4 protein-coding genes are annotated in these 14,904 nt (G+C 53.9%); 2 read left to right on the plus strand and 2 right to left on the minus strand.

What is annotated here, in order from left to right; genetic code table 11:
* The first annotated feature begins 17 nt into the window (after positions 1-17).
* Both SBI19_RS14810 and SBI19_RS14815 read left to right on the plus strand, forming a co-directional pair.
* On the plus strand, positions 18-5,450 hold the full coding sequence (locus tag SBI19_RS14810; RefSeq protein WP_317969460.1) for an SDR family NAD(P)-dependent oxidoreductase: 5,433 nt from the start codon (positions 18-20) through the stop codon (positions 5,448-5,450).
* A complete protein-coding gene (locus tag SBI19_RS14815) occupies positions 5,410-11,532 on the plus strand; it encodes a non-ribosomal peptide synthetase (protein ID WP_317969461.1) in 6,123 nt (2,040 codons plus the stop codon). Before SBI19_RS14810 ends, SBI19_RS14815 begins: the two co-directional genes overlap by 41 nt.
* Positions 11,533-11,666: 134 nt before the next feature.
* On the opposite strand, the gene SBI19_RS14820 is transcribed toward SBI19_RS14815, so the two are convergent.
* Together SBI19_RS14820 and efeB are read right to left on the minus strand one after the other, a co-directional pair.
* Complete coding sequence (locus tag SBI19_RS14820; RefSeq protein ID WP_317969463.1) at positions 11,667-13,481, minus strand: FTR1 family protein; 1,815 nt, start codon at positions 13,479-13,481, stop codon at positions 11,667-11,669.
* 123 nt (positions 13,482-13,604) lie between these two features.
* Complete coding sequence (gene efeB / locus SBI19_RS14825) at positions 13,605-14,900, minus strand: iron uptake transporter deferrochelatase/peroxidase subunit (RefSeq protein ID WP_317969464.1); 1,296 nt, start codon at positions 14,898-14,900, stop codon at positions 13,605-13,607.
* Between the last annotated feature and the right edge of the window lie 4 nt (positions 14,901-14,904).

A 14,904-nucleotide genomic window follows, 5' to 3' on the forward strand; every position in this document is an offset into this window, starting at 1 on the left:
TTTCTGGGGGAGGAATTATGGAACCTATCGCGCTGATCGGCATGTCTTGCCGCCTACCGGGAGCAGACAACCCGGAACAATATTGGCATCTGCTAACCAATCAAATGAACATGATCGAGCCGATTCCGGTCGAGCGCTGGAATCCGGATGACTTCGATTATTTGGATTATAAAGTGTCAAAGCATGGCTCGTTCCTGCATAACGTACGCGAATTCGATGCGCTATTTTTCGGTATCTCGCCAAGGGAAGCTGCCAAGATGGATCCGCAGCAGCGGCTTCTCTTGGAGACTTGTTGGGAAGCGCTCGAGCATGCCGGCATACGTCCAGCAAGCTTGGAGGGACGCAAAGTCGGCGTATTCGTCGGTGCGATGAATGCAGATTACGGCAATATGCAAATTCAGCATATCGATGATATTGACGCCTTCACCGGTCCCGGCAGCCAATTGGCCATAACGGCCAATCGAATTTCTTACTTCTTCGATTTCAGAGGACCTAGCCTTAGCATCGATACAGCCTGCTCCTCCTCCCTGGTTGCGATTCATGAGGCCTGCCAAAGCCTTCGATCGGGCGACTCCTCGCCGCTCGCCATTGCATGCGGCGTGAATATCATCCTATCTCCTGCCGGCCATGTCTTCTTCAGCAAAGCCGGGGTGTTGTCCGCCGATGGAAACATTCGAACTTTCGACGCAGCAGCCAACGGCTTCTCGCGAGGAGAGGGGGTTGGCGTCGTCGTATTGAAACGGTTAAGCGATGCCGAGCGGGACGGAGACCCGATCATTGCCGTTATTCGAGGGAGCGCAGTCAACCAGGACGGCCGCACGAACGGCATAATGGCGCCGAATCGATTCTCGCAGGAGAAAGTGCTCGCAGAGGCGTATCAGAATGCGGGCGTCAAGCCCGGCGACATTCAATACGTGGAGCTGCACGGTACCGGAACGCTGCTTGGCGATCCGATCGAGGCGAATGCGCTCGGAACCGTATTGGCGGAAGGGCGCAATCCGGAGGAACCTTGCCTGGTTGGCTCCGTCAAATCGAATATCGGGCATCTGGAGTCAGCCGCAGGGATAGCCGGCTTCATCAAAACAGCGCTTATGCTGCAGCACAAACAGATCGTTCCCAGCCTTCATTTCGATAAGCCGAACCCTTATATACCTTTCGATTCGCTACCGCTTCAAGTCGCAACCGAACGGCGCGATTGGACAAGCAGCCGTACCAGACTGGCTGGCGTCAGCGCTTTCGGATTCGGAGGCACGAACGCCCACGTCGTTCTAGAAGAAGCACCTGCAGGTGACGAGCGCTTGGAGCCTGGTCAACGTCCGATAGACGCGATGTCTCATCTCCTTCCGCTCTCTGCCAGATCGGAAAGCTCGCTACGCAAGCTGGTACAGGCTTACCTCGAACGGATTCAATCGGATCAGTCGGCAGCGATACTCGATCTCTGCTATTCTGCTTCGGTCAGACGAACGCATCATCCGTATCGAATCTGTTTCGTATTCCAGGATATCGCGGAATTGATAGTCCAGCTCAATGGTTATCTCGATGGCAAACCAGCCGCAGTAGATATCTGCACCGGCAAAGCAGGCTACGCCGCAAAGCGCATCTGCTATGTGTTCTCGGGGCAAGGCCCGCAATGGTGGGGAATGGCTCGGGACTTGCTCAACAGTGACCCGGTTTTCCGAAAAGCCGTAGTCGAATGCAACGACGTCTTCCAATCTCTATCGGGCATCTCGCTGCTGGAAGAATGGCAGCGAGATGAAGCTGACAGCCGAATGAACGAAACTTCGATTGCGCAGCCCGCTCTATTCGCCCTTCAAGTCGGCATCGCCGCCAAGCTGCTCGCGCTCGGCATTCGTCCTAACAGCCTTATCGGCCACAGCCTTGGCGAAGTGACTGCCGCTTACTTATCAGGGGCATTAAGTCTGACGGATGCGCTCAAGGTCATCTATTATCGCAGTCTCAATATGCAAGAAGTTACAGGACGAGGGCGAATGCTTGCGGTGCTGGCATCGGAGCGAGAAATCGCCCAAATTCTATCGACTTCCAATCTCGCCGTTGATATAGCGGCAGTAAACGGCCCTCAATCCACTGTCGTGTGCGGCAGCGACACCGAGCTTCGAGCATTCGAGAACGAACTGCATAACCATTCGATTGCTTGTACGTATCTGCCTGTCAATTATGCTTTTCATAGCAGGCAGCTATTAACCTACGCAGATAAGCTGCAGAGCGAGATTAACGGCATTGCCGTAATGCCTCCTGCAATACCCGTCTACTCGACGCTTACCGGCAAACGTTCCGACGACCGATCTTTTGCACCTCATTACTGGGCACACCAAATGTGCAGTCCCGTCTTGTTCGAAGCTGCGGTCCATGAGGCGCTGCATGCGGGGGACCGGATAATCATCGAGATCTCCCCTCATCCCGTGCTGATTAAGCCGATTAAGCAAATCATCGAATCCCGCAGCAAAGCTGCAGAATCCTTCTACACGCTTAACAAATCGGAAGATGACCGCAAACTGCTGAATCGTCTTGTCAGCCAACTCTATTGTCAAGGCATTGACATCGACTGGCATTCCATACACGAAGGAGGGAAATGGTGTTCGCTGCCTAGCTACCCTTGGCAGCATGAGCGTTACTGGCTGGAGCCGAACAATCGGCATTCCTTGCATGCAAGCAGAACCGGATACGCTGCCAATGCCAACGGGCTGCTAGGCAGCCAAGAAAACCTTCCCGCTCCTCTTCGGATCGACCTATGGAAGAGCGTCATCAGCGAGCGGCGGTTCCCGTGGATCAACGATCACGTGATACAGAACGCTGTCGTGCTGCCGGGTGCGGCATATGTAGAGATGATCGTGAGCGCTCTGCATCAGAGCTTCGGAAGCAGCGCCCTGGTCCTGTCCGAGCTGAAGACGACCCATGCGCTATTCCTGGAACCGGAACATGAGTACGAGCTTCATCTCTCACTGAAAGCAGAAGAGTCGTTCGTGGAATTCGCTATCCATAGCGCACGAGTCGAACAAGGAACCACGGAATGGCTGGCGCACGCAAGCGGTACGGCTCGGATTGCCGGCTCGGACTTGCTGCAGCCTTCGCTGGATATTCCAGACTTGCTCCAACGTTGTTCCGAGCCGATATCCGGTCAGCAATTCTACCAATCCTTATTCAAGTATGGCTTCTTCTACGGTGAAACCTTCCAGAACGTTAAGCAGGTATGGACCGCACCAGGCGGCAGCGAAATTGTTGCCAAGATCGAACTAGCGGCATCCTTAATCGATGAGAGGAATCCCTATTTGCTTCATCCTGCTCTTCTTGATGCTTGCGGGCATTCGCTGCTTGCGACCGAACGCTCCGAAGCATCCGGCGTCTATATGCCGACCGGCATCGACGAGGTTCGCATGTACGAGAAATTGCCGGATCAAGTCTGGTGCGTCGCACGCAAGAGAGCGAACGAGACGCGCGGGGACCAATTGATCGGTGACATTACAATATGCGACGACAATGGTCAAGTTCTCGTCATGCTTGAAGGCGTCTGTTTCCAGATCATGCCTGAAACCAAGGCCGACAGCTTGCTGTATGAGCCGCGCTTCGTTCTCCGTTCGGGCGGTGATGGGCTAGCGTCTGCCCGCCTCACCGGCATGAACCTTATATTTACCGATCAAGTCGCATTTGGCACCGCATTGGCAGCAGCTTTGCAACGATATGCAGAGGCGAGCGACAGCATCATCGTACGCCCCGGAACAGAGTATCAGGTGCTAGAACCGAACCTGATTGAGATGGACATCGCTTCACGCGAGCAGATGCATGAATTGATGCAGTTCGCGGAGCAGACAGGTATCCGGCCAACGCGTGCCATTCTGTTCCAACCGTCGGAACCAGATGATGCGGCATCTATTTATAACAAGAAGCTTTACCGTGCCGTGCATCTAACCCAGCATTTGATCGACATCCGCTCCCGTCACCCGCTCCAGCTGTGGATCTTAACTAGCGGCGGCGTGTGCGTAGAGAACGGCGAAGAGCTTGATCCTTATCAATCCCCTTACTGGGGTTATGCCAGATCGCTCGAAGTCGAGATGCCGGAGCTGTTCGGCGGAATCATTGACATCGCGAAGGCTTTGACGGTCGAGCAGGCAACCAGCCAAGCGGCCAAGGCACTATCCGTCTCGATAGCCGGTACGTTTGCTGCTTATCGCAATGGCGCCCGGTATGAGAGAGAGCTGCTTCCGATTACGGAAGCGAGGAACGATCAATTGCAAGCCGAGTCGATAGCGCCGGATACGGGAACTTGGCTTATTACTGGCGGTCTAGGCGGTATCGGACTTGCACTGGCGACGTGGGCTGCGAAGCAAGGTTCGAAGCACCTTGCGCTTATCGGCAGAAGACAACTTCCCGATCGGGATGAGTGGTCCCGAATTCCGGAAGCGGATCCGGTATTTCCGATCATACAAGCAATCGAACGCATCGAAGCGCTCGGAGCCAACGTATGGGTCGGTTCGGCTGATGTGACGAATCTAGATTCGCTGCTTCGATTAAAGGAACGTCTCAAGGAACTGAACTACCCTTCCATCAGACAGGTCTATCATCTGGCAGGCATAGCGCAAGGGCAATCGATTGCCCTGACGGACGAGCAAACTTGGCATTCCATTATTGCACCGAAGATCGAAGGCACCGTCAATCTTCATAGACTGCTGGAGGACGAGCCGCTTGACGCCTTTATTCTATTCTCATCGGCGTCCACGATTATCGGCTCGCCGATGTTATCCGCTTATGCTTCCGGCAATGCCTTCTTGGATGCATTCGCCCATTATCGGCAATCGCTCGGCATGAAGGCAACCTCTATCAACTGGGGACCATGGGCGGAGGTAGGAATGGCGTCCAGTTATAAACAGCAAGACAGCCATCAATTCGGAGCGCTCAAGCTGCTTCAGCCCGAGGATGGCTTGCGCATGTTGAAACGGATCGCTGCATATCCGCACCCTCAAGTCAGCGCTGTTCGTTATGCAGAAGAGACCATTCAACCGGAAGAGAGCAGGGCTTCGATTGCAATTGCCGATAGCGACAATCAAACGGCCGACATCGAATCGTATTTATTGCAGGCGGTGGCGAATACGCTTCGTATTCAGAAGGATCGTGTGGATCCGCACATCTCTTTGTTGTCCCTGGGCTTTGATTCTCTGCTTACCATGGAGCTCAAGCGGAAGATCGATTCTGCTTTCCGGATCCAACTGCCTCTCGTTTCCTTGCTGCAAGGACCTTCAATAGCCAAGCTGGGCGCAATCGTTCAACAGCAGCAGCTGCAGGAAGTCGCGGCGGCTGCGCAGCAGGACTTCTCGCCCGAAGCCGCCAAGCCGGATCAGCCCGTCGAAGAGAGCATCGATGCCGAGCAATTGCTGGAGCAATTGGACGACCTTACCGATGAGGAAATCGAACGGCTATTACAACGATATCACGAATGAAAGGAATCGCCCCATGAAGGATATGCGTCAAGATGCACCGCAGACAGCTGAACAGAAACGTGAAATGCTGCGTAAAATCCTTGAAACGAAAAGCAAAAGCAAGAAAGCTTTTCCACTATCCAAGGGACAAAGCTCCATGTGGTTCGTTTATCATCTCGAGCCCGATAGCCATGCTTATCATATCCTGTTCTCGGGGAGAATCGTCTCCCCTCTTCGTTACGATGTGCTGAATGAGGCGATCCAACAGCTCTCCCGCAGGCACGAGGCGCTGAGAACGACCTTCGAAACCGGTCATGATGGGCAGCCGATGCAGGTCGTTCATCATACCTTGGAGCTTCCTGTGCATCTGCATCATGTAAGCCAGTTGTCCGATTCGGAGATCTATGAGCTTGTTGCGCAGCATGCCAAGGTGCCCTTCCAGCTGGAGAAGCAATCGCCGGCGAGATTTCATCTGTACGAGAATGAACGGGAAACGATTGTCCTATTGGTCGTTCATCATATTGTGAGCGATTATTGGTCGCTGTCCATTCTTGTTGACGAATTAGCCGCTCTATATACGAGCATCCTTCACGGTACACCAAGCCAGCTTCCTAAACTTGGCGCCACCTTCGAAAGCTTCATGCAACAACAGTCCAAGCTGTTGAACGGCCCAGAAAGCGAATCTAAGCTTGCTTACTGGAAAGCTGCTCTTGGAGGCGAGCTTCCGCTTCTTGAGCTGCCAACCGATTATGCTAGACCGCATAAACAAACGTTCAACGGCAACTCCATTCGATTCCTGATCGATCCTAAGATCGTTATGCGAATCGATGAGGCCGCAGGGCAATTCGGCGTAACGTCATTCACGGTTCTGCTTGCCATTTATAATATCTTGTTATTTCGATATACGTCGCAGAACGATATTGTCGTTGGGATACCGACCGCAGGCCGTCAATTGACAGCTTACGAGGATGTCGTCGGCTACTTCTCGAACCCGATTGCCGTTCGTGCCGCTTGTGACGGGCATACGACGGTTCGAGCCTTGATCGATCAGGTCAAAGAAACGATGCTTCAAGCGATGCAGCATCAAGACGTTCCGTTCGCAGTTGTCGTCGATGAGGTCGGGGTACATCGCAACTCGTCGCGCACTCCGATCTTCCAATCGATGTTCGCCTATCAGCGGGCGCCAAGACTGGAGAACCAACAATTCTCCAAGTTTATGATCGGCGATCCGGATACCGTTATGCAGCTTGGCAGCTTAACAATCAAGCCTTACCCTCTGCCTCAGCAGGAAGGGCAATTCGATCTTTCATTGTCCATCATCAAAGACGGCGGTTACTTGCAAGGCGTTTTTCTTTATAACACAGACCTCTTCTCAGCGGACAAAATGAACCGGATGTCGCAAAACTTCGTAACGCTCGTCGAATCGGCGCTTCTTCATCCGGATGCTCCCATTGACCGTCTACGCTTAATTACGCCCGAAGAGGAACAGCTCCTGCTCGCGGACAACGACAAGCTGGCTTATCAGCCTGCGGGCGGTACCTTGATCGACTATTTCGATAGGGCTGCCGCTGCGACCCCTGACAAGATTGCCGTTGCATGCGGGCAGGACAGCATGACGTATAGACAGCTCGATCTCCGTTCATCCCAGCTTGCTCATCAGCTGCTGGCAGCCGATGTTCAGGTGGGCACGCCTGTCGGCCTATTCGCCGAACGTTCGATTGATACGGTTATCGGCGCACTCGGCATCTGGAAGGCAGGCGCCGTATACGTCCCGCTGGATAAGAGCTATCCCGAAGAACGGTTAGCTTATATCGTGCAGGACAGCGGAATTAAGCGAATCATCCATTCCACAACGATCACCTTCAATTGGAATATTCCGCTTATGCGAATCCAGACGACTGATCCTGTGGCAAATGATAGGATCGCACTGTCCTCCATACCGGAAACTACGGATGCTTATCTCTTATATACATCCGGATCGACAGGACGGCCGAAAGGCGTTGTGGTCAAACACAACCAGCTCCTTCATCATATTCTAGCCGCCGCCGAAAGCTATGGCATCACGGCTAACGACTGTGTGCTGCAATTCTCGTCCTTTAACTTCGACACCTCCATCGAACAAATTCTCGTGCCGCTCCTCCATGGAGCCAAGCTTGTTCTGAGAGATGAAGAGCTATGGAGTCCATCGCAATTCCATGAAAGGGCTGAAGCCGAGCAGATCAGCGTGTCCAATCTGCCAACAGCCTATTGGTATCGACTGGTGGATGAATGGCATCGAAATCAGATCCGCCTTCCATCCGCTCTGCGGCTGTTTATCGTAGGCGGTGAAGCGATGCTCCCGCAGCATCTTCACGCCTGGAACAGTTTAGAGGCAGGTGCCACCCGATTATTCAACGTCTATGGGCCGACCGAGACGATCATCACCTCGCATCTATTCGAGATCGTTCACGGCACGGAGTGGGAAGCGGACAAGCCTATTCCCATCGGCAAGGCGATGTGTCGAAGAGCATCCTACGTGATGGACGAACAGCAGCAGCTTGTCCCGTTAGGCGTGCCTGGCGAGCTGTATATCGGCGGGTACAGCATTGCGGACGGTTATTGGAATCAGAAGGAGCTGACCAAGGAGAAGTTCATCGCGAATCCTTGGTATCCAGGCTCTAATCAGCGCATGTATCGTACAGGGGATCTCGTACGTCTAATGCCCGACGGCAATCTTGAATTTCTGGGGCGCCGGGATAAGCAGGTCAAGATCAGAGGCTTTCGAATCGAGATGGAAGAAGTCGAATCCGTGCTTGCGCGTCATCCTGCGATTCGGGAATGCATTGTCGTCGTGAAACAATCCGATTCCGGCGGCACAAGGCTGGCAGCCTACTTCATCTCCTCCGATGAACTAGACGTAAACCGAGCAGACTTACAATCTTTCATGTCTCTTAAACTGCCTGCTTACAGCATTCCTTCTCAGTTCATACAGCTCGAGGAGCTGCCCTTGACGCCTAACGGCAAAATAGACCGCGCTTTGCTCGCCCAGCTTGATCATGCGACGGAATCGACTTCGCCTTTGGAGGAAGAGACTCCGTCATCCGCCGTCGAAATCGAGCTTGCTGCCATTTGGAGCGCTTTGCTGCAATGCTCCGCCGTTCGCAGCCGCGACAATTTCTTCGAGCTCGGCGGCGATTCGATCACAGGGCTGCAGATGATCATGCTGGCAGGCCAGCGTGGAATCAAAATCAGCCCGAAGCATATTTTCCAGCATCAGACGATTGCAGAGCTCGCCAGAGTGGCAGAAATCGTTCAGCCTTCGGAACAAATTCAGGACGCTCCTGCCGAAGGCCCTCTGCCGCTTACGCCCATTCAGCATTGGTTTCTAGAGCAGCATTATCCGCAGCCCGGTCATTATAATCAGACAGCCCTCCTCTATATGAACGAGCATGTGAATCCGGCTGCGTTGGAGAAAGCGATTAATCTTCTATGCGAGCATCATGATGCGCTGCGCATGAGCTTTAAGAGAATCGAGGGACAATGGATCCAGCACCAGAGCAACGATTATGTGCCGATTCAATTGCAAGCATTCGAATTGCCTAGCGGTGACAAACCTCTCATCCATCACTATATCGATGAGACCACTATTAGACTGCAGCAGTCCATGGATCTGCTCCAAGGCAATACGATCTTGGCAGCCTATTTCCAAGGGAATGCCATTCATCCAAGCTGCCTGCTGATCGTCATTCATCACCTGCTGGTCGATGGCGTTTCTTGGCGTATTCTTCTTGACGATCTGCAATCGGTCTGCCAGCAGCTGGAGAACGGAGATCATGCAGCGCTTCCACCGAGAACGACGTCATTCAAACAATGGTCCGAACAATTGTCTACCTACGCGCAAGGCGAGTCAGTGCGGAAGGAATGGGACTATTGGCGATCGGAATTGACAACCGCAGCATCCTATTTCCCCGTCGATAACGAGGCCGGTGCTAATCTGGAAAGCAGTGCGCGCCGGATACAAATCTCGTTAACAGAAGCAGTAACTAGGCAATTGCTGACGCTAGCTCCGAAGTCGTATCACGCATCGATCAACGAACTATTGCTTGGGGCGCTCCTTAATGCTTACATCAGTTGGTCAGGGAGCAATCAACTCCTCATCGATCTGGAATCGCATGGAAGAGAAGAGTTGTTCGACAATGTCAACATTAGCCGTACGGTGGGCTGGTTTACGAGCATGTACCCTGTTGTATTGGATAATCGGGGGGACGCTTCTCTCGTTCAATCGATCAAACATGCGAAATTGAAATTAAGGCAAGTGCCGAACAACGGCATCGGATATGGACTGTTATCCTATCTTTCATCCGATCCTCATGTGTCTTCCTTAAAATCGATGCCGAATGCGCCGTTATGCTTCAATTATCTCGGTCAACTGGATGCGTATTCGACGACTCCGCAATTGTTCGCTGTCAGCCAGTTGAATGCCGGCTTGCCGAGAGACCCGGCGTCCGTTAGAAGTCACTTGGTTGCGCTAGATTGCGCCGTAATCAAAGGCCAATTGCAGATCAATTTCACCTACAGTTCTAATCTTCATATGGAAGAAACGATCGCGAGCTTCGCTCGGCAATATGAGGACGTATTAATTGCGACAGCTGCGACTGGTCAAGCTTATGCTGCCGAAGCGCTTGTCCCCAGCGATTTCCCGCTTGCGACGCTGGACTCGACCCAGTTGGCACAAATCATCGAACGATACGACAACGTAGAGGAAATCTATAGGCTGTCCCCAATGCAATCGGGAATGCTCTTTCATTCCCTTCTGCATACGAGTGCCAGCCCGCCGTACATTGCTCAATTCAATTGCGTAATTAGAGGAGCGCTGGATCCGAATACGCTGGAAACAGCCTGGACCATCTTGCAGCACCGTCATGCGCTGCTAAGAACGGCATTCGTGTGGAATGGAGTGGAAGAACCGCTTCAAGTCGTGTGTACAGCAGGGAACCGACTGACGGGGTGGACATATCGGGATTGGAGCGACTACCCTGCAGCAGCGATACAAGAGAAGCTGAACGAACTGCTGGCGGAAGACCGCCGGACGCCGTTTGAACTTGCGGAACCGTCCTCCATGAGGTTTAACCTCATTAAGCTGAGCGACGACCGCTTCCATTTCACGTGGACGCATCACCATATCCTGTTGGACGGCTGGTCGCTTGCCATCTTACTTAAACAGTCCTTCAACGCCTATGAATCGCTCTGTTGCGGCAAGCCAGTCGAGAACCATGCAGCCCCTTCGTACAAGCAGTATATCCAGTGGATCTCTAATCTTCGGACGGATGAAGCCAAGACGTTCTGGCAGCAATATCTCCAAGGCTTCCAGAAGCCTGTCGCACTGGAGAAGCGTTCGGCAAACGATAAGCTGCAAGCCGTGTGGCTGGAAGAGGAATGGTCCCTTGATCGAGAGCAGACCGATAGACTAAGAAGAACGTCCATGCAGCTTCGCGTCACCGTCAACTTAATCATTCAATCGCTGTGGGCCTTGCTGCTGCATTATTATAGCGGCAATAAGGATATCGTATTCGGGGCGACAACGGCGGGAAGGCCTTCCGAAATCGCCGGCATTGAACAGACGGCAGGATTGTTCATTAACACCTTGCCAGTGCGAACCGTAATCGAGCCGGAGCTCTCCGCAGGCGCTTGGCTGGACCAGCTCCAGAAGCAACAGGCGGAAGCGAGAAGCTTCGAATCGACGCCTCTCTTCCTTATTCAGCAATGGAGCGAGGTGCCAAGAGGAACCGAACTGTTCGACTCCATCGTTGTATTCGAGAACTATCCGATCGACCGGAGCAACCAGCTGGGAGCTGGCCTCGAATTAGAAAGCGCGTTCTCTTATGTTCAGTTGAATTATTCGCTGGCATTGGAAGTAACGCCGGGCGAACAGATGGCTTTCCAGATCGAGTATGACAGCAGCGCCTACGATGCAGCCGTCATCGGCGATATCAAGCTGAAGTTCAATAAGCTCATTAGCGGCATAATTGAATCGCCCGATTCGACGATTAACGAACTCTTATTGCGTTTGAGACGAAACGCGAACCATACGAACATGAGACCTTCTCTATTCTCGAGATCGTAACTCGTCTCCTGGATGAGCACGCCCTGTTCGCCTGAAACCAAAACAAGCTATCCCGCAGTCAGCTTATGCTGGCTTGCGAGATAGCTTGTTTGCACTTGCTTATAGAGGCAGCGCTTATTAAGGTCTGCGATGATTCATCGTGTCACAACATCCGTCATGCGCGTGGCACGCTTGCGGACGACGATCACTTGCCCCGCAATATACGCAAGCACCGCAAGCTGCGGCACGGTCGTCTCCCATGTCGGGTAGATGCCGAGCCAGTCGACCGAAGGCACCGATGCAACGTGGTGAGACGGCAGCGTACCGGCTACTTGCAGCGAATGGACACTTTCGCCTAAGAAGCGGAACACGAGGTAATAGATCAGCACGGAAGCGGTCATGAAGAACAACCGTATCGGCAGCTTCACACTGAACGTAATGATGACATAACCAAGCGCGACGAGCAGCGCGAACGTAACGCCGAAGCCCAGCGCAAGCTGGCCGGGTGCGATGGATGGCGCCATCCCGATATAGAAAATCGTCGTCTCCGCCCCTTCGCGCGCAATCGCAAGGCAGGATACAGCGAATAACGACCAGAGACTGCCGCGGCGAAGCGCAGCGCCCATCGTCCGGTCGATATATTGATTCCATGTCTGCAGATTCGTTTTGCCATGCAGCCAGCTGCCCACCGTAAGCATGAGGAGCACCGAGGCAAGACCGGCATAACCCTCGATCATCTCGCGCGTGCTGCCCGATGATGCCTTCGTCACGACATAAGTGAGCACCAGCGCCATCAAACCGCTGATAAGCAAGCCGGACCAGACGCCCGACCACACCCAGCGCCGCTTGTTCTCGTTGCCCGTCTTCTTCAAGTAGGCTAGCAGAGCGGCAAGGACGAGAATCGCTTCCAAGCCTTCCCGGAGCAAGATCGCACCTGCATCCCAAGCGGTATATTTCGCATCCGCGACGAAAGGCTGAAGTTCATTCTTCATCGCCGCGATGAGCGCCTCGGCCTTATCAAGCTGCGGCGGATTGGCTGCCAAATAACTTGGCGCCTCGGTCATCTCGTTCTCAATGCTCCGATAGACGGAGGAAGAGCGTATGGATACTTGCCCTTCGACATTCGGCCACATCGTAATGAACGATTGCAGCTTCGCTTCAGCTTCCGACGCGCTGCCCGATTGGATGAGCGCGGTCGCTTGATCCAGTACAGCGATTAGATCCGTCACTGTCAGATCGGAGCCGGGAGCAGAGGCTGCTGCAAGCTTGCCTGCCGCATAATCGTTCAAGTATGTAATGAGCGTTTCCGTCTCCGAATTCGCTTGCTCCGCACGCGGCGGCTCTGCTCTTAGATTGATCCGAATCATGCTGATCTGTGTCTCAATGTTGCCGTAGACCGTCGTATTATCTTCACGAATCGACTGTTCGGATTTGGCCCATGCGCCCTCCAGAATCCGATAATCGGCATTCGCAGCCGACCATTCCTCGGCTTGAATATGGCCGAGCAGCGTGCGAAGCGTCGGTACAAGCCCCGCTGCTGCATCAGGACCAGATAACGTATCATCAGCCACTGCTGCTTTCTTAAATGCATTGACGGCACTCGCTAACGCGGCAAGCGCCTTCTTCGCGGCGGCGGGTTCTGCCTTCGAATCTGTAACCGCAAGCGATGCGGCGCTGAATGCCTCTTCGACCTTAACAGCCAAATCAGAATTCCCGGCGTTCACAGTCCGCCATTCCTTGCTTGCTTCGGCAACGGCTTCTGCTGCAGCCTCGTGGTCGTCCCGGCCGATATCGACAAGCGCCCCGCCGACAAGAGGAAGTATCTTGCCGAGCGTCTCTGATTGCGCCTCATCCAATTGCTGTACTTCGCCAGCCGCCGCCGCGTATGCGGTTTCTGCACTGCTGACAGAAGCGATAATAAGAACCGCTGCCGCCAGTGATATAATAACGCTTCTCCATCTACTCCACATGCGAGCACCGCGTCCTCTCTTTCATGCTTGGAAGCAATTGAACAGACCGATTCAGCTTCCGCCAGCCGCATCGGTCTGTTCAACTGCTACTCCTATCTATATGAGTCCTTATGCGTGATACTTCTAAAGCAAGGTATCGCCGATATAGCCGCCTTCCTTGACCCCTGGGAAGCAAGCAAACAGCGCACTGCCGTTGTGCTCGATATACTCGTTCAGACGGTCGCTTGCCGCTAGCGTGCGCTGCATCGGGATGAACTGCTTCGCTACATTGCGATTGAATGCGACGAACAGAAGCCCTGCATCCAGTTGACCTGTCCGTGTATCTAGACCGCTCGAATAAGAAAATGACCGGCGCAAAATTTCAACCCCGTTTTCCTTCGCAACACGGATATGCGCACCAATCGGGATGATCGGCTTGCCCTTCTCATCCTTCCGCTCAAGGTCGATCTTATCGAATTCTTTCTCGCTGCCAAGCGGCGCGCCGCTTGCGCGATGACGTCCGAACGTCACTTCCTGATCGCCCAGCGTTGAACGATCCCACACCTCGACGCGAATGCGGATACGGCGAACAACCATGTAGCTTCCGCCTGCCATCCACTGCGGCCCGTCGCCTGCCTGCGTCCAGACGACCTCATTCATCTTCGCGTCGTCTGTCACATCCGGATTGCCCGTTCCATCCTTGAAGCCCATCAGGTTACGTGCTGTTCCGCCGCTCGGATCAGCGCCGCCTGTCCGCTGGAAACCTTCCTGCGTCCAGCGTAGCGCCGCCTTCCCGCGCGCGATGCGGGCCAGGTTGCGAATGGCGCGGAACGCCACCTGCATATCATTCGCGCAGGCCTGCACGCCGATGTCGCCTCCCATCCATTCCGGGCGCAGCGCATCGCCGTTGAAGGCCGGAAGATCCGCCAGCTCCGCAGGTTTGCGGCCTGCAAGACCGAAGCGGCCATCGAAGAACGAAGGCCCGACGCCGAACGTCAGCGTCGTCTTCGATGGCTGCAATCCTGCCGCTTCGCCAGTGTCGGAGGGCGGAACATTCAAGTTCTCGTTATCCTCGCCGATCATTCCGCCCTGCGTAATGATTGCAGCGGCAGCCGTCCATTCTTGGAACAACTTGCGAACCTCGTCAACAGAGGATGCCGTCACATCAAATGATGCAAAAACTACAAAATCCTGTGCCGGCGTCGCGATGCCCGCTTGATGCTCCCCATAGAACGGAATCGCTTCATGGTAGCTGTTGTTTGACGGCGAAGTAGATGCCGAGGCACTGCTGTCCGTCGTGGATTTGAACAAAACGCCGACACCTGCGCCGCCGAGCAGAAGCCCCGCGCCGCCGATGCCAGCCATCTTCAGCAGATCGCGGCGGCTAATGCTGCTGCCTTCACTACGATTGCTGTTTCCTTGATTGCGTTTATCGGCCATGGCT

Source organism: Paenibacillus sp. CCS19, assembly GCF_033239625.1.
GTDB lineage: Bacteria > Bacillota > Bacilli > Paenibacillales > Paenibacillaceae > Paenibacillus_T.